Origin of the sequence: Brevibacillus sp. NL20B1, assembly GCF_018195675.1 — a bacterium.
Taxonomy (GTDB): domain Bacteria; phylum Bacillota; class Bacilli; order Brevibacillales; family Brevibacillaceae; genus Brevibacillus; species Brevibacillus aydinogluensis.
This window is the reverse complement of the sequence record NZ_JAGTPT010000025.1, coordinates 50421-67143: the sequence shown is the minus strand read 5'-3', so window position 1 is coordinate 67143 and position 16723 is coordinate 50421. Positions and strand designations below refer to the sequence as shown.

The 16723-nt window shown below is 53.7% G+C and carries 13 protein-coding genes, 1 pseudogene, 1 riboswitch and 1 other annotated feature; of the genes and pseudogenes, 1 reads left to right on the top strand and 13 read right to left on the bottom strand.

What is annotated here, in order from left to right; all coding sequences use genetic code 11:
• Nucleotides 1-21: 21 nt before the first annotated feature.
• The 9 genes and pseudogenes from KDN35_RS15875 to KDN35_RS15835 all read right to left on the bottom strand — a co-directional run bounded on the left by KDN35_RS15875 (nt 22) and on the right by KDN35_RS15835 (nt 10773).
• Nucleotides 22-303, bottom strand: a complete 282-nt coding sequence (locus tag KDN35_RS15875; protein WP_029097907.1) for a hypothetical protein — start codon at nt 301-303, stop codon at nt 22-24.
• 109 nt (nt 304-412) lie between these two features.
• Nucleotides 413-2503 carry an esterase/lipase family protein gene (locus tag KDN35_RS15870; protein WP_212133205.1) on the bottom strand — a complete coding sequence of 697 codons (2091 nt, stop codon included), beginning with the start codon at nt 2501-2503 and terminating at the stop codon, nt 413-415.
• 659 nt (nt 2504-3162) lie between these two features.
• Nucleotides 3163-3457, bottom strand: a pseudogene (locus KDN35_RS15865) (IS3 family transposase); the annotation flags it as partial.
• Nucleotides 3458-3569: 112 nt separating this feature from the next.
• Nucleotides 3570-5252, bottom strand: coding sequence for a glycerol-3-phosphate dehydrogenase/oxidase (locus KDN35_RS15860; RefSeq protein WP_212133204.1), 1683 nt, complete (start codon nt 5250-5252; stop codon nt 3570-3572).
• A 215-nt stretch (nt 5253-5467) separates the two neighbouring features.
• Entirely contained in the window at nt 5468-6025 is a 558-nt protein-coding gene (locus tag KDN35_RS15855; protein WP_171566600.1) for a glycerol-3-phosphate responsive antiterminator, read from the bottom strand.
• A gap of 48 nt (nt 6026-6073) precedes the next feature.
• On the bottom strand, nt 6074-6844 hold the full coding sequence (locus KDN35_RS15850) for an HAD-IIA family hydrolase (RefSeq protein WP_171566599.1): 771 nt from the start codon (nt 6842-6844) through the stop codon (nt 6074-6076).
• 12 nt (nt 6845-6856) lie between these two features.
• Nucleotides 6857-8524, bottom strand: a complete 1668-nt coding sequence (locus KDN35_RS15845) for an ABC transporter permease (protein WP_349290991.1) — start codon at nt 8522-8524, stop codon at nt 6857-6859.
• A gap of 35 nt (nt 8525-8559) precedes the next feature.
• A complete protein-coding gene (locus KDN35_RS15840; RefSeq protein ID WP_212133202.1) occupies nt 8560-9690 on the bottom strand; it encodes an ABC transporter ATP-binding protein in 1131 nt (376 codons plus the stop codon).
• A 12-nt stretch (nt 9691-9702) separates the two neighbouring features.
• Nucleotides 9703-10773 carry an extracellular solute-binding protein gene (locus KDN35_RS15835; RefSeq protein WP_212133201.1) on the bottom strand — a complete coding sequence of 357 codons (1071 nt, stop codon included), beginning with the start codon at nt 10771-10773 and terminating at the stop codon, nt 9703-9705.
• Between the two features lie 554 nt (nt 10774-11327).
• A riboswitch (Lysine riboswitch) is annotated at nt 11328-11516 on the top strand.
• Nucleotides 11517-11622: 106 nt separating this feature from the next.
• Between KDN35_RS15835 and KDN35_RS15830 the strand changes: the two genes are divergently transcribed.
• Nucleotides 11623-13077, top strand: a complete 1455-nt coding sequence (locus KDN35_RS15830) for an amino acid permease (protein ID WP_171566595.1) — start codon at nt 11623-11625, stop codon at nt 13075-13077.
• A 41-nt stretch (nt 13078-13118) separates the two neighbouring features.
• Here KDN35_RS15830 and KDN35_RS15825 read toward each other — a convergent pair whose 3' ends face one another.
• The 4 genes from KDN35_RS15825 to KDN35_RS15810 form a co-directional block, all read right to left on the bottom strand.
• On the bottom strand, nt 13119-14297 hold the full coding sequence (locus KDN35_RS15825; protein WP_171566594.1) for an aminotransferase: 1179 nt from the start codon (nt 14295-14297) through the stop codon (nt 13119-13121).
• Nucleotides 14294-14794, bottom strand: coding sequence for an Lrp/AsnC family transcriptional regulator (locus tag KDN35_RS15820; protein WP_212133200.1), 501 nt, complete (start codon nt 14792-14794; stop codon nt 14294-14296). The genes KDN35_RS15825 and KDN35_RS15820 overlap by 4 nt, the downstream gene beginning before the upstream one ends.
• Before the next feature lie 103 nt (nt 14795-14897).
• Nucleotides 14898-15141 (bottom strand) — a binding site (T-box leader).
• A 138-nt stretch (nt 15142-15279) separates the two neighbouring features.
• Nucleotides 15280-15960: a DUF4956 domain-containing protein gene (locus KDN35_RS15815; RefSeq protein WP_171566592.1), complete on the bottom strand. Its 681-nt coding sequence runs from the start codon at nt 15958-15960 to the stop codon at nt 15280-15282.
• 50 nt (nt 15961-16010) lie between these two features.
• Complete coding sequence (locus KDN35_RS15810) at nt 16011-16718, bottom strand: polyphosphate polymerase domain-containing protein (RefSeq protein WP_171566591.1); 708 nt, start codon at nt 16716-16718, stop codon at nt 16011-16013.
• Nucleotides 16719-16723: the final 5 nt, after the last annotated feature.

Sequence of the window (16723 nt, the reverse complement as noted above, 5' to 3'; positions counted from 1 at the left end):
CCTTTAATCGGATCCATTCGCCTAAAACAGTGCTGTCATAACGACTACAAAAAGAATTAACGCAACAAATAATAAGGCAAAAATAATGCCCCATAAAACTTCTTGTTTTTTATTATCGGCAGAGCGAATATGGAGTATTTTTTTTAAAGCGAACAAGCCAATCAAAACGATCAACCCGATAACAAATGTACCTATTGAAGCGTAGTATAATGTTATTTCTTCTTGGGTTGCTATAATAATAGCTAGAACTGTTAACCATATGATTGCATATATTGCAATTATTTTTGACATGATTTTGTCCATATATTACTCCTTGTTATTGTTTTCAACAAATCCACATTTTTACTAAAGTAAAGGGAGGAAATGAACTGCCAAGCTATTTTCCTCCCTCTTTTTTATTTCCCATGCTTATTTAATTTTTAGAGCGATCGTCATATGCTCCTGTTAACGCTTTTTCTACATAGTATGGTGTTCTTGGGTGTTTACGCATTGTACTATGTCCTCCAAACTCATCATCCCAAATCAGGAATCTAGTATTCATTTCTACTGGAGAATCACCGAAGTCTTCCTCTGGGTCATAATCCGAGCCAAGAGCTGAATCAATATTTACTGGACCATCTTCAATATCTCCGTACAAAGGATAATCTCCCGTTTTATCATAATACTTTTCATTTACATATTCATTCCAACTCGAATAAGTTTTTGTCGGTCCAACCCCTAGTCCAGTCTGATATATGTTTCTTATATCGCCAAAATCCCCAACCAGTGTATTATAGCTCGGGTTCCATCCAGCAAAACCAATAAGTGGTTTGCTGAAATCATTTTCAAGCTTCCTGGAACCATTCCACAATTCACTATCATCTCTATCTAAATCTCCAAAAGGTGCCTGATCGCTTCCAAAATGCGGAGTCCCCAAGGTAACCACCCTTTCAACATCTGCGCTTCTGATATTCTCAACTAAATACCGAGAAACCAAGCCTCCCATGCTATGCCCAACCAGATTTACATCCTGCGTTGAACTACTGAATACACTATTTTTCAACTCACGAATAACTGAATTTAGATGGTTAGCTGCTGTTCTAACACAACCTGAAGTACCATCAGCGTTATATATAAATGTAAAAATATCTTCATTAGGGGTATACCCGTAATCAATAATTAACATTGGACCAAGCTCTTCATCATCAACAATTCCAGTTATTGAATGAACATCAATATTTGAATATGTAGTTTCTTCATGAGTGCTATAGCTTTCTCCAGTTATCGTTTCATAAGAACGAATGGGTTCAGAGGCCCAAGGTTCATCGTATCCAATATGATACCATCTATCTTCAAATCCCCAAGTGTCAGCCCCTCCCAATAAGCCATGAACTAAGATAACGGGTGTCTTTCCAGACTGGGTGGTGACAGCAGTAGCAGTAGCTATTGTCTCATCCCCCTGTTCATACACATCTTCTATTTTATAAGTAGACTCCAATAAATGGGTGTTATCAACATCATCCGCTTCGCCATCCAGACTGATATCATCATCATATTTTACAGTCTTTGAAATTTTAAATGTCCCATCATCACCAATGCTCTCAGCGTCGATTTCTAGTGGTAAATTGATAAGTTTTACTTTCCCTTTTTTCCTCTTGAATTTTCCTCTTTTAGCTTCTTTTGTTGGTACATATTCTGTAAAATCTTTGCTGGATAGTAAAACAAAAGTCCCTCCTCCTACAAACTCAACCTCTATTGAATTTGTCCTTTTGGAATACTTTTGTTCCTTAATAGGTTCTAACTGAACTTTCTTTTCATTGTATTTATATAAAACATAGTCTTCATTTTTTTCTTTCTCATTAACCGGTATCGACAGATTAAATTCTATGTTTGGATCCAAGCTTACAATATTGAAAGTTAGCGCACTCCTTATTTTTTGGGCTAACAGAACCGGTGTCTGACGGACAATTACTTTCTGAGGAACGTTTGAAATTCCGATCATTTCGCCTTTTATGCCAAATTCATTTTTTGGAAATGTGTATTTATGTTTCTCATCCCCATCCAACTTTTTGTTGTTGTTTTCATCAGAATTTAATGGATCCGATCCTAAATACGAAATTTCAATACCATCTTTAAGACCGTCTCCATCAGTATCTGCAACTGATGGTTTTGTTTGGTATTTATCTATTTCAACTTTATCATCTAAACCATCGCCATCACTATCTTTAGCATCTAATTTTGTTCCCAATTCCTGCTCTTCAAGATTTGTAAGTCCGTCACCGTCATAATCTTCATCACCATCTAATATCCCATTACCATTAGTATCATTGTTTATTGTGCTGGTAATAAACAATTCATTAAAGTCTGTTAATCCATCATTATCGCTATCCTGTTTAAACTCTATACTGTCAATAGTTTTTTGCTTAGATTTTGCATAAGCTTCAGGTGTCATCACCCCTTGGAAGAAAAATAATGTAACAAGTGATGCTGATAACGTTAGAATATGTATTTTCTTCATTAACATTATTAAACCTCCTATTTTTCAATTTTTTACCTTTACGTTGGTATTATATTCTTATAATTTTGACATATCAACACTTTATATGTCATATTTTAGGATTGATCTTTAATCGTGCTTGAAATTTTTCTAACGTAGTTTTCGTTTTTTATATGGCTTGTTTACGAATCTCTACAGTCCCAAAAAAGTGCACAGCCCAAACTGGTACGTCGCCTGCAATTCTATGAGTCCCTGATGCACCACTTCCTGTCGTCAGGAATTTGCTGTAGGGGCGGGACCACTCATTGAGCCGTCTGAGACGGTCACTCCCGCCAAATCTTGGCCATCGTTCCTCTATCTTCATTTGTCGAGTACATATTTTTTCGAAAAGCTTGAATGCCATGACCTTCATCTGCGGCTAGCCTTTAGCAAGTACGCCGTAGCTATAAACGATTGAATTATCGATGCCTCATCAAATAGATGTCTATTATTCATGCTTTGTACATATACATATTTCTCCCTTTCTACTAGACGCCCTAATTTCATTTAAGTAGCTTTTCCAATAGCCAAGTATTGCTCGGCGTGATATCCTTTAATAAATCTTTCGGTAACCCCAAAAGCAAAGCAAGCAAAAAAATAAACCACCAGCACTGAAGTGACCCCAAAAAGTTAGACAGTAATTTTAGTTAAGCCGCAAGTAAGGTTTGAGTTCGGTATTGCACTGGATTCAAGCCTTTTAATTTTGCCTTGATGCGTTTGTTATTATAGTAGTCGATGTATTTTGCCAACTCTTGTTTAAAATGCTTAATGCATTCAAACTCTTGCATATTATAATAATTCTGATTTCAGGATACCAAAGAAGTTCACAGCATTGTCATGACAGTTTCCTTTCCGCGACATACTCTGCATAACGTTCTTCTCTTTCAATGCATGTTGGTACTTGCTCATTTGGTAATGCCAGCCTTGATCTGAGTGAATAAGCGTCTTCACTTTCGGGTAGATAACTGAAGTCAAATAGCCGTTGACCTGCTTTGTCAACGGCTTTACACTTTCATCTCGTCTTGTCAAAAATCAATTGCAACGTGACCCCCGGTCACGCACGACGCGCTCCTTCCTCCAGCGCCTCGTCGCTTTCCGGAAGCTGGCGGATTGACGCGATCAAGCGCGCGATCATCTCCCGCTGGCGTGCAGTCTCCTCGTCGTCCCACTGCAGTGCATCGGCCATCAGCCTGACGACCTGCTCCGCCTTTTCTTCCGCCTTGTGCAGTTGAAAATACGTCCAGCCGGTGCGCAGCCGCAGGAAGTCCACGGCGTGCACTGTCATCTCCTCCTCCACGGCGTACTGAATCTGCGCCCGCAGCAGCTGTTCGGGGGTGAGCGGCGGTTCCGGCAGCCGGTCGTAAATCCGCAGCGTGTTGGTGCCGTATGTGTCGAGCCACTCCTGCGCCGTATGGCGATCGACGCCTTTTTCCATCCCCATCCGCAGCATCTCCTGCTTCCAGTCTTCATACCGCTCCCATCCTCGCCGCTCTCCGCCGCTAATCACGATCCGGTCGGTCGTGCAGCCGGGAAAGGATCGGCCTTTCCGCTCCTGCAGCCGCTGCGCCACCAGATCGACCACCTTCTCCGCCATCTTGCGGAAGCCGGTCAGCTTGCCTCCTGCAATGGTGATCAGTCCGGAAGGGGAATGAAACACCTCGTCTTTCCGCGACAGTTCCGACGGTCCTTTGCCCTCCTCGTAAATCAGCGGGCGCAGTCCGGCCCAGTGGGAGAGCACGTCCTGCGGCTTCAGCCTGACATCGGGGAACATCGCGTTGACCGCACGCAGCAGGTAGTCGCGATCTTCCACGGTGGTGCGGGGCTGGTCGATGTCGTTGCGGTAGGGCGTGTCGGTCGTACCGATGTAGGTGACCGCGCCGCGCGGGATGACAAACACCATGCGTCCGTCCGGGGTGTCAAAATACGCCGCTTGCGACACCGGCAGACGATCGTAGGCGACCACCAGATGGACGCCTTTCGTCAGGTAGAGGCGCTTGCCGGCAAGCGAGCCGTCCAATTGTCGCAGTTCGTCCACCCAGGGTCCGGCGGCGTTGACGATGCAGGCGGCGTACAGATCAAACGTCTGGCCCGACACGCCATCCGCGACGCGCACCCCCGTCAACCGGCCGTTGTGGTAGAGAAACTGGCGCGCTGCCGCGTAATTGACCGCCCGCGCTCCATGTGCCACCGCCGTCTTCATGATGTCGAGCGTCAGCCGGGCGTCGTCCGTGCGGTATTCCACGTAGAGGCCGCCTCCTTTGAGCCGGTCCCGCCTGAGCAGCGGCTCCTGCCGGATCGTCTCGTCGCGGCTGAGCATTTTCCGCCGCTCCGCTCGCTCCACGCCGGCCAGCAGGTCGTACAGGTAGAGGCCGACCGACGTAGCCAGGTAGCCGTACGTTCCCCCTTGGTAGATCGGCAGCAGCATCGGGGCGGGAATGACCAGATGGGGGGCGTTTTTGTACAGGATGGCTCGTTCTCTCCCCACTTCCCGCACCAGCTTCACTTCTCCCTGCTTCAGATACCGGAGCCCGCCGTGAATCAGTTTGGTGGAGCGGCTGCTCGTCCCCGAACCGAAGTCCGCTTTTTCCACCACGCCCACCTTCATGCCGCGGACGCTGGCGTCCAGGGCGATGCCCGCACCGGTAATCCCGCCGCCGATCACGAGCAGGTCAAGCGTCTCTCCTGCCATTTCCTGAAGTACAGCCAGTCGGCTGCTCGCTGAAAATGTCTTGTTCACACAAAAGCCTCCTCTCCGGCGGGAACAAAGCCTCCCTGCTGCTTCGCCCGCGCCGGTTCTTCTCACGCGCTTCAATGGTTCATCATGAAAAAACCCCCGTGAAAAGTGCAGCCTGCCGTCATCAGACAAGCTGTCCTTTCAAGGGGGTTCTCCTGTTCTCTTCCCTGTATCCTATTTATAAAAATGATCAAGAAGACTTGCGATACAACACGCCGCTAGTACCACAGTTCCTTGGTGCCGACCGATACAGCCAGCGCCCCGGCGGCAAGCGCGTCGTCAATTTCCTGCTTGGTGCCCACCAGTCCGCCGGCAATGATGGGCAGCGGCGTCAGGTCAGTCATCTCCCGGATCACTCGCGGCATCACCCCAGGCATCACTTCGACCGCGTCCGGCATGCTCTGCTCCACGACCTTGATGCCTTTGATCACGGCGTTGCGGTCGATCAGAAAGATGCGTTGGATTGCCATCAGCCCCATCTCCTTGGCGACCCGAATCAGGTTGCTGCGGGTGGAGATGATGCCGGTCGGAGCGATGTATTGAGCCACGTACGCCACGCCGCTTTTATCGGGCGCGATGCCTTCGATGAACTCCATGTGCAAAAAGACGCATTTGCCGGCCTGCTTGATCCGGTCGACCAGCTCCTTGACGTTGAAAATCGAGCCAGTCAGCAGAAAGACGATATTCACGTCGCTGTTGATCGCGTCATCCACATCGGCTTCCGCTTGAACCGCAGCGATGGTCTGGTGTTCGACTAGATCGACAATAGGATACATCCGTTACCCTCCAGGTCAGGTTGGTTGTACCTATTATACCACCAGTTTCTAAATATTCACAATTTCTTTAATGCTATTTAAAATGTAGCGCGGACGGTATTCGCTCCGCTCGGCCATCTCCCTCGTGGAGATTCCGGTCAGCACGAGGACGGAATTCATCCCGGTATCGTTGCCCATTTTAATGTCTGTTTCCAAACGGTCGCCCACCATGTAGCAGGAAGCGTAGTCCAACCCCAGGTGGCGGACGGCCTCTTCCGCCGCGATCGGAGAAGGTTTGCCCACCACGAGGTCGATCGGCCTGCCCGTCGCCCCTTCCAATGCGCCGATAAACGCGCCGGTGTCCGGGATTTGTCCGTCTTCCAGCGGGCACGTCCGGTCCGGGTTGGTGGCGATCACCTTTGCTCCCCGTACCGCCGCCTGATACAGCGTGTTCAGCGTCTCGTAGCTGAACCGCCGATCCCACGACAGGACGACGTACTGCACATCGTACGGGTCGTCGCTCATGACGATGCCATGGGCCGCCAGCTCGTCACGGATCGGCTGCTCCCCGATGACCAGCACCCGCTCGCCCGGCTGCAATACCCGCTGCAGATACCGGGCCGTGATCAGCGAAGAGTTGAGCACGTCGTCCACTGTTGTGGGGATGCCCATGTTTGTCAGCTTCTCCGCGTAGGACTGGCGGGTGGCGATCGGCTTGTTGGAGAGGAACACCACCTTGTCGCCGCGCGCTCGCAGCGTCCGAATCGCCTCCGCCGCCCCCTCAATCAACCGATCACCCAGATAGACCGTACCGTCGAGGTCAAAGATAAACCCTCTCATTGTCCGTTCTCCTTAGTACAGTTGGTCTTTGGTCAGTTTTTTTGCCAGAGACTGCAGTGCGATGACAATGGCGATGATCAGGATCGCCATGGCTGAAGCGGTGTAGTACTCGCCCCGCAGCAGGTTTTGAAACACAGCCAGGCTCATCGGCGCCCAATCCGTCGGCGCCAGCAGCAGCGAGATGCTGGTCTCCTTGATTACCGTCACGAACACCAGGATCGCACCTGCCGCGATGCCCGGCAGCATCAGCGGGCCGATGACCGTAACGGCTGCCAGCAGGTTGGAGGCGCCCAGGTTGACGGCCGCTTCTTCGATGTCTTTGCGGATCGCCATCATTGAGCTCATCGTCGAGCGGATCATGTACGGCATCCGCCGGATCGTGTAGGCGACGATCAGCAAGAGGGCGGTGCCGGTCAATTTCAGCGGCGCCGTATTAAACGTCTGGATCAGCGCAATTCCCAGGGAAATACCCGGCACGATCAGCGGGATCGACGAGACGAAGTCAAGTCCGCCGGAGCCGCGCCGCACCACGAAGTAGGAAACAAACGTGGCAATCACGACGCTCAGCACCAGCGCGCCGGCCGCCAGCACCAGGCTGTTCACAATATTTTTATGCGACGTGCTGAAAATGGTCAGATAATGCTTCAGCGTGTAGCCGTCGGGCAGGGCGTGATGCCCCCAGGTGGTCGCCAGCGACGAGAGAAAGACGGAACCGACGGCCAAAAGCGGCACCAGCATCACCAGGAAAGTGTAGACGGTGAGCACGGAGACGACCCCTTTGTGGTCATTCAGCTTCTGCCGCGTCGGCTTGCCCGAGATGGTGCCGTACTCCTTCCCTTTGACCACTAACCGCTGCAGCCAGAAAAAGAAGGCGGCCACCAGCAGCATGATGACGGTCAGGACGGCCGAGCCCGCCCAGTTGTAGAAGCCGGCGATCTCGCGGTACGCTTCGACCACGATCAGGTTCAGGTCTTTGGGCGCCAGAATGATCGGCGTCCCGAAATCGGAAAAGCTGACGGTAAAAATCAACAGCATGCTGGAGACGATCCCCGGCACGGCCAGCGGCAGGGTCACCCGCAAAAAGGTGTACCAGCCTTTCGCCCCCAGGTTTTGCGACGCCTCCTCCAGCGTCAGGTCGCTGATCTTGAACGCCGCCACCATCGGCCACAGCGCGTAGGGAAAGAAGAAAAAGACCTGTACCAGCACGATTCCCAGCATCGACTGCACGTCAAACAGCACGCCTTCGCCGCCCAGCGACCGGTAGATGTGGTTGACCCACCCGGTCTTGCCGAACATCAGCGTAAACGCGTAGGAGGAGATGAACGTCGGCACCACCAGCGGGATGGTGCAGAGCGCGGCGAAGAACGGTTTCCACGGCATGGTGGTGCGGGCGAAGGCGTAGGCGATCGGCAGCACCAACACCGTCACCAGCAGCGCCACCCCCGTGCTCAGCTTCAGGCTGTTCATCAGCGCGGCAAAGTACCCGGTGCCTTCCACCAGCGACGAGTACGCGTCCAGCGACAGGTTGGAGAGCTTCTTCAGCGTGGACATCAAGATTTTTTGACTGGTCAGGCTGCCAAACAGGTTGACCGGCTCTCCGGTCAGGCTGACGAGCAGGATGGAAAACAGCGGGACCAGCAAAAACACGAGGAAAAAAAGATACATCAACCATTTCAGCACGGTAAAGCCGCTGAGGGCAAAAGAGTACCGCTGTTTCATAAGATCACCACGACATTCGGATCGATTGCCAGCTTCACGTTCGTCCCCGCTGGCAGCACCGGGCTGCCCGCTTCAAAGGTTTTGTCCACTTCCATCTGCAGCTGCCCCACCTGCACGTCGTAGCGGATGGTCGCTCCCAGATAGGTGGACATCAAGATCGTGCCTTCCAGCAGGTTGTCTCCCGCATCCGCCTGCGCCTCGTCTGCAAACAGACGGATGCTTTCCGGCCGAATAATCACGTCCACTTCGCTGCGGTTGGTCGAAAACGCGGAGCGGATGATTCCGTCGCCGACGAGCTGCAGCACCGTGCCCGCCTCGCCGGACTCCTTCACCGTCGCTTTAAAGATGTTGGACGAGCCGACGAAATCGGCGACAAACGTGGAGGCTGGCTGGCTGTACAGGGACGTGGGCGTGTCCACCTGCACCAGTTTGCCGCCCTGCATCACCGCCACGCGGTCGGCCATGCTCATCGCTTCTTCCTGGTCGTGCGTCACGAAAATCGTCGTGATCCCCACTTTCTGCTGGATGCGCCGAATCGTGACGCGCATGCTGTTGCGCAGCTTCTTGTCCAGGTTGGACAGAGGCTCATCCATCAGCAGGACGGCCGGCTCCATGATCAGCGCCCGGGCCAGCGCCACGCGCTGCTGCTGGCCGCCCGAAAGCTGTCCGGGCAGTCGGTCGGCGAGGTGGCCAAGCTCGACGAAGTCAAGGGCGTCACGCACCTTTTGTTCGATCTCCTTGTCCACTTTCCCCAGCTTGCGGTTGAGCATGTGGGCCAGCACGGACAGCTTCGTGCCCAGGCCGCCCTGGTAAAAGCGGCGCACCTGCAGGCTGTAGGCGACGTTTTCAAATACGCTGAGATGGGGAAACAGCGCGTAGCTTTGAAACACCATGCCGCAGTTCCGCTGGTTGGCGGGCACGTGGCTTACATCCCGCTCCCCGATGAAAATCTTTCCTGAGGTGGGGCTTTCAAAACCGGCCACACAGCGCATGGTCGTCGTTTTGCCGCAGCCGGATGGCCCTAGCAGAGCGAAGAATTCGCCTTCGCGAATCTCCAGATTGACGTCTTCCAAAGCGGTGATTCCGTTGAATTGCTTGTGCAAGTGCTCGATTCGAACCGACCCCATGCAAGAGCCTCCTTACTGGAATTTTTGCCGCCACTCGTTGCGCACCCGGTCGTAGTTGCTCACGACCCAGTCGATGTCCAGCTCCTGCGCGTGCGGGATGACTTTCTCCAGGGTAAGCGGCGTTTTCGACTCCACGTCTTTGGAGATCGGGATGTGGTACCAGTTGGCCAGCGTTTGCTGCCCTTCCTTGGACAGCAGGTAGTCGATCAGCGCCTTGCCGCCATCAGGATTCGGGCCGTCTTTTACGAGCGACACCGGGTTGACGATGACCGGCGTCTTGTCCGGCACGATGAAATCGATTTTCTCCCCCTTGGCCTTCATTTCGTACACCATGAAGTCAAAGGCGATCGCAATGTGCGCCTCCCCTTTGGCTACTGCTTTGGAAGGTGCGGAGCCGGAGTCGGGCATGGCGCTCATCTGTTCCACCAATTTTTTGAAGTAGTCCCAGCCCTGCTCTTCGCCGCGGGCCATCAGTTGACTCAGCACAGTGAGGGTGGCGGTGCCGGACGCGGCGGGGTTGGGCATCTGGATTTTGCCCTTCCATTTGGGGTCAAGCAGGTCGTCCCAGTTTTTCGGCGCCTCTTCCGGCTTCACCAGGTCGCTGTTGTAGGCAAAGCCGAGCACGAACACTTCCGCGCCGATCCACTTCCAGTCCTTGTCGCGGAGCTTGATGCCGTCCCGCACTTCCGGCCAATCCTTGATTGCTTCCGGCGTGTACGATGTGATGATGTCCTTGTCCTTGGCCGCTTCAAACGGCAGGAATCCTCCGCCGCCGTACCAGACGTCCGCCTGCGGGTTGTCTTTTTCCGCAATCATGCGGTTGACCAGCACGTTGGTCCCCGCGTACTGCACGTTGATGGAAGACCCTTTGAAAGCCTTTTCAAAATTGAGACCAATTTCTTTGGTCATATCCGGCGTCTCAGGGGAATACAGCGCGATCGGGCCCAGTTCTTTTGTTCCTCCCGATCCGTCTCCCGCCGGTGTGCTGCCGGACGAAGCCTCCTGGCCGGAGGAGCACCCTGCCAAGGCGACAGTGGAGAGCAAAACGGCTGTGGCTGCTACGTTCAACCATTTTTTCAACATGTGTCAGACCCCTCTTTCTGTGATTGTTGATCGAATAGTCAAACAGTTTCCGAGGAAAAAGAAAAACCCTCACGTAGATAAACACATCCCCCTTTGGGAGTGTGTTTACGGGTAAGGGTTTCTCCGTTTCTCCGCCTAACCGTATGGGAAAATATGCTATCCGATCAGTGTTTCTTCCAGTATAACCAGTTTCTTTTCTATCTGTCAACGAAAATGATCGAATTTTTCGGACAAGTCAGTCTAGAATGAAGGAAATTACTGGGTCCCAAACGTAAATAAATAGGTATGCGGAAAATAGTTTTGAGTGAAGGAGTCCTTCCCCCGCTTACCTTGCTTTTGTTGTGATGTTGGGGCAGCCGTTTTATTTCATCAGAAAGCTTGTAAAAAATGAATATCTCATGGCTGTTCTTATGCATGTTCTTCAATAAAAAATCATTTCAGCTAATCGCTTTGTATGCAAAACGACCTCTTACAGTTTTTAGTGCTTGATTTTGCCGCGATTTTCTATATACTTGAACCGTAACAAAACTTCACAGATTATCCTCATCACATGCGATGGGGATAGAGGTCGCGGCTTTTATATGATTCTGGCACGAGATCCAGAGAAGATCGATGACTCCAGAGGAGGGAAAAGCCGCCGAAGTCCGCTGTGCATTCTCTGGGCACACGGGCTGGGGCTGTACTCGAAAGGGGCAGAACTGTCACGTTTGCGAGCCGGGCAAACGTGATGTGCTATCTTCAACGAAGGCTTGGTGGGGATGTAACAGTACCGCCCTGTTCGTTGGGGCGGTATTTTTTATGTCCGACCTTCCTTCTGACTATCTTTGTAGAAAGGTCGTGCAAGCACTCATGGAATCCAATCAACTGCAGCGGGGCCTCAAGGCCCGACATCTGACCATGATCGCCATTGGCGGCTCCATCGGCACGGGGCTGTTTTTGGCGAGCGGCGGCTCCATCCACTCCGCCGGTCCGGGCGGCGCACTCGTCGCCTACGCGGCCATCAGCCTGATGGTCTACTTCCTGATGACCAGTTTGGGCGAGATGGCGGCGTTTCTCCCCGTCTCCGGTTCATTTTCCACCTACGCGACGAAGTTCGTCGATCCGTCCCTCGGCTTTGCGCTGGGGTGGAACTACTGGTACAACTGGGCCATCACCATCGCCGTCGAGCTGTCAGCCGGGGCCTTGATCATGAAATACTGGTTCCCCGACACGCCGTCCATCTTGTGGAGCGCCCTGTTCCTCGCGCTTATGTTTGGTCTGAATTATTTGTCTGTAAAAGGATACGGCGAATCGGAATACTGGTTTTCCCTCATCAAGGTAGCGACCGTAATCATCTTCATCGTCATCGGCCTGCTGATGATCTTGGGCATCATGGGCGGTGAAGCAGTCGGCTTCCGCAACTTTACCGTCGGCGATGCACCGTTCAACGGCGGCTTCATGGCGATGCTCGGCGTCTTCATGATCGCCGGCTTCTCCTTCCAGGGGACGGAGCTGGTCGGGATCGCTGCGGGTGAAAGCGAAAACCCTGCCAAAAACGTGCCGAAAGCGATCAAGCAGGTGTTTTGGCGCATCCTGCTGTTCTACATCCTGGCGATCTTCGTGATTGGGCTGTTGATCCCGTACGACAACCCCAACCTGGTCAACGGCGACATCGAGAACATCGCGATCAGCCCGTTTACGCTGGTGTTCCAAAAAGCCGGACTCGCCTTTGCCGCATCCGTCATGAACGCCGTCATCCTGACCTCCGTCCTGTCGGCGGGCAACTCCGGCATGTACGCCTCCACCCGCATGCTGTGGACGCTGGCCAAGGAAGGAAAGGCGCCCAAGCTGTTCAGCAAGGTAAACAAGCGGGGCGTTCCGGTTAATGCGCTGCTGCTGACTGCCAGCATCGGGATGTTTGCGTTTCTCGCCTCCCTGTTTGGCGACGGGACTGTCTACATCTGGCTGCTCAACGCCTCGGGGATGTCCGGGTTTATTGCCTGGCTGGGCATCGCAATCAGCCACTACCGCTTCCGCAAAGCGTTTGCAGCCCAAGGCCGCGATTTGAACGAACTGCCGTACCGGGCGAAGTGGTTCCCGTTTGGCCCGATTTTCGCATTCGTCGTCTGCTGTTTCGTCATCCTCGGCCAAAACTACACCGCCTTCACCGGGGAGACGATCGATTGGAACGGCATTCTCGTCTCGTACATCGGCCTGCCGCTGTTTTTGATCGTCTGGCTCGGCTACAAAGCCGTGAAAAAGACGAAAGTGGTGCCGCTGCGGGAAGTGGATCTCTCCACGGACGAATCTACAATATCCAACTAATCGGTATAGCAAAGGCCGGGGAACCCCCGGCCTTTCCTTTTTTACGACAGTCGCTGCACGAACCGCCCCATCCGTTCCAGCGCCTTCCCAAGCTGATCCAGGGAAGTGGCGTAGGAGCAGCGGATGTGGCCTCTGCCGCTGTCGCCAAACACATCACCCGGCACCACGGCCACCTTTTCCTCCATCAGCAGCCGCTCGGCAAACTCGCCGGCATCCAGCCCGGTGGACGCGATCGAAGGAAACGCGTAAAACGCCCCTTCCGGCTCGTGGCAGGACAGGCCGATCTCCTTGAATCCCTGCACGACGAAATTGCGCCGCTGCCGGTAGCTTTCCACCATCCTCTCCATGTCCGCCTGACCATGCCGCAGCGCCTCCAGAGCGGCCATCTGCGCCATGATCGGCGCGCACAGCATGGTGTACTGGTGAATCTTCAGCATGCCGCCGAGCAGATCTTCCGGCGCGCAGACGTAGCCGAGGCGCCAGCCCGTCATCGCGAACGCTTTGGAAAAACCTGAGATCAGGATCGTCCTCTCCTTCATCCCGGGCAGGGCGGCGATGCTCTCATGCCGCTGACCGTAACTCAGCTCCGCGTAAATCTCGTCGGAGATGACCAGCAGATCGTGCTTGACGAGGATCGGGATCAGCCGCTTCCACTCCTCCGCCGACATCGTGCTGCCGGTCGGGTTGTTCGGGTAGCAGAAGATGATCGCCTTGGTGCGCGGCGTGATGTGCGCCTCCAGCTCCTCAGGCGTTAATTTAAACGACTGCTCCGCGCGCGTGTGCAAAAACACCGGCACCCCGCCGGCCAGACGGATGACCGGTTCGTAGGAGACATAGCAGGGCTCGACGACCAATACCTCGTCGCCGGGATCGACGATGGCCCGCAGCGCGATGTCAATCGCTTCACTGGCACCGACTGTAATCATGATCTCTTTTTCCGGATGGTACGAGACGGCGAAGCGCTCCTCCAGGTACTTGTGAATCTCCCTGCGCAGCTCGATGAGACCGGCATTGGAGGTATACGCCGTGTAGCCCCGTTCCAGCGAGGCGATGCAGGCTTCCCGCACGCGCCACGGGGTGACGAAATCCGGTTCCCCTACCCCGAGCGAGATGACCCCTTCCATCGAAGCGGCCAGGTCAAAGAAACGGCGGATGCCCGACGGCTTGAGCGAGGCGACCGTGGCGGACAAGCGCTGACGTACACTGATTTGCTGACTCATGGGGTTACCACCATCCTGTGGTCTTCGTCTCTGTCTTCAAACTGAATGCCGTCGTGTTTGTACCGCTTGAGGATAAAGTGGGTCGCGGTCGAGACGACGGAATCCAGCGTGGCCAGCTTTTGCGACACAAACGACGCCACTTCCCGCATCGTTTTTCCTTCCAGCACGACGGACAGGTCGTAGCTGGCGCCGGACATCAGGTAGACGGCCTTCACTTCCGGGAAACGGCAGATTCGCTCCGCCACCTCGTCAAAACCCACTTCCCGCTTCGGCGTCACCTTGACATCGATCATGGCCGTCACGTACGGATGGTCCTCCACCAGCTCCCAGTTGATCAGCGCGGGATACTTGACGATCACTTTTTCCGCTTCCAGCCGGGCGATTGTCTCTTTTACGCTATCCACCGGTTCGGCCAACAAGCTGGCGATCTGTTCCGGGTTCAGGCGGCTGTCCTGTTCCAGCAGCCGCAAGAGTTCACGCTGCTTTTGACGATCCATTACTTCCACTCCATTCCTGTAAAATTGCGCGTGGCCAACCCGCGTACTCCAACAAAAAATCGCCCCGCAACCGAATCCGGAACATTCGTCCCAAAGATTCGATTGCTGAGGCGACGGAATCGCGGTACCACTCAGCTTTTCTGCTCTCCTCACGAAAAGCAGACTCGGAAAGTCCTGCACAGACTTTCACCCGATAACGGGGGCTGATCCGCTGCTTTCTACTCGCAATTTCAAAAGCAGGAGCTCCAAGGCGGCTTCAAAGAGAGATGACGGCCCCCCTCTCAGCTTGCAGGCAGGCTCTCTGAACGTCAGCGCCCTCTCTTACTCTTCCTCTTCAATGCCGTGGTATGCTATGCATCTGTCGGCTCCTTCGCTGGTGCAAGGAAGGAGGTAAGCATGAGAGATTATAAAAACAGTTGACCGCGTTTGTCAATACGCCCTACCTTCCTCCCCGCAGGCCGGTTTCCCAAACAAGGGGGACATCATCACTGGGCGTACTCGCCGTTGTAGCTGACCAGCACCACGTCTTTGACCCCTTCCAATGCAGAGAAATCGTTGACAAACGCGGTGTTGTCGTCGCGAATCCGCAGTTCCACCGTCAGCTCGGTCAGCTCCTTGCGCACCGTCTTTGACTTCAGCACGGCGTTCATTTTCCGAATCCGCCGCTTGACCTCGTCTTCGGCAATCGCTTCGTAATGCAGGATCAACAGATAGGGGGAGGAGGCTTCCTTGCGCCGCGTCAGCCACCAGATCGTAAGACCCACCACCAGCGAACCGACGATGGCAACGGAGTATATCTTCGCCCCCGCGGCAATGCCCGCCGAGATAGCCCAAAACATGTAGACGATGTCCATCGGATCCTTGACCGCCGTCCGAAACCGGACGATGCTGAGTGCTCCAACCATGCCGAGCGAGAGCACGATGTTGGTGCTGATGGTCATGATAATCAGCGCGGTGATAATCGTCATCAGCACGAACGTGACGTTGTAATTGTGGCTGTATACCACTCCCCGGTAGCAGACGCGGTACACGTAGTAGATAAACATGCCGACCGCAAACGCGACCAAAAGACTCAGACACATGTCCACCCACGATACATTGGTAAACGCCCCGAGGTTGAGCACGCTTTTTTTGATGATATCCCGAAACGTAATCAGCTCGTCCATAACGCACTTCCTTTCCCATCCATACAGTGCATCCCACCGCGTATCCGCCGTTAGCGGTCGTATACTTTTTGCCTCTCCTTGCACAGGACGTACTTGGAGATCGCCGAACGCTGGTGAGCCGACACCTGCGCCAGCGAGCGAATCGTCCCCGGCAAAAAGCGCCGGAATTTGATCTCCATGATCATCCGCGGCCCCTGGATCGCTTCCCAGGTAGCCAGGTTGGGGTCAAACAGGTCAAACGAATGAAGCCCGGCTGCCAGCTGTTTGTCAAAGGTAACCCGGGTGTTGGTGGAAACATCCACATACGCCTCCCGGATGTAGTCGACGATGACGGACGGCCTCATCGCACCTGCCTTGAGATCCTGGTAAAAATCAGCCAACAGGCGCTGCCCCTTGTCCGCCAACCAGTCGATGTCACCCTCCAGCAGCCGGTACACCTGACTGCGGGTCAACGGGGCCGATTCCTTGAGCACGTACTCGTTCCACTTGCTTTTTCGCTCCAGCCGGATGATCCGGTCGCTGACGTTGTAGATGCGGATGCGGTACTTTTTCCGCTGGAAGTAACCGCTGATCTTGTCGTACAGCGCGCTCTCCCGGATGTCGTCAAAATACAGGCTGCGGATGTGGTAGCCTTCGTCGTTTACGGAATGGCGGTCCAAGGGAAGGAGCGCCCGCAGCCGGTTGCGCAACCCGACGTAATCGTGCGGATGAATATAGTACTTCAGTTCATGACGCAGCGTGTTTCCGTTTCCATGCACGCACA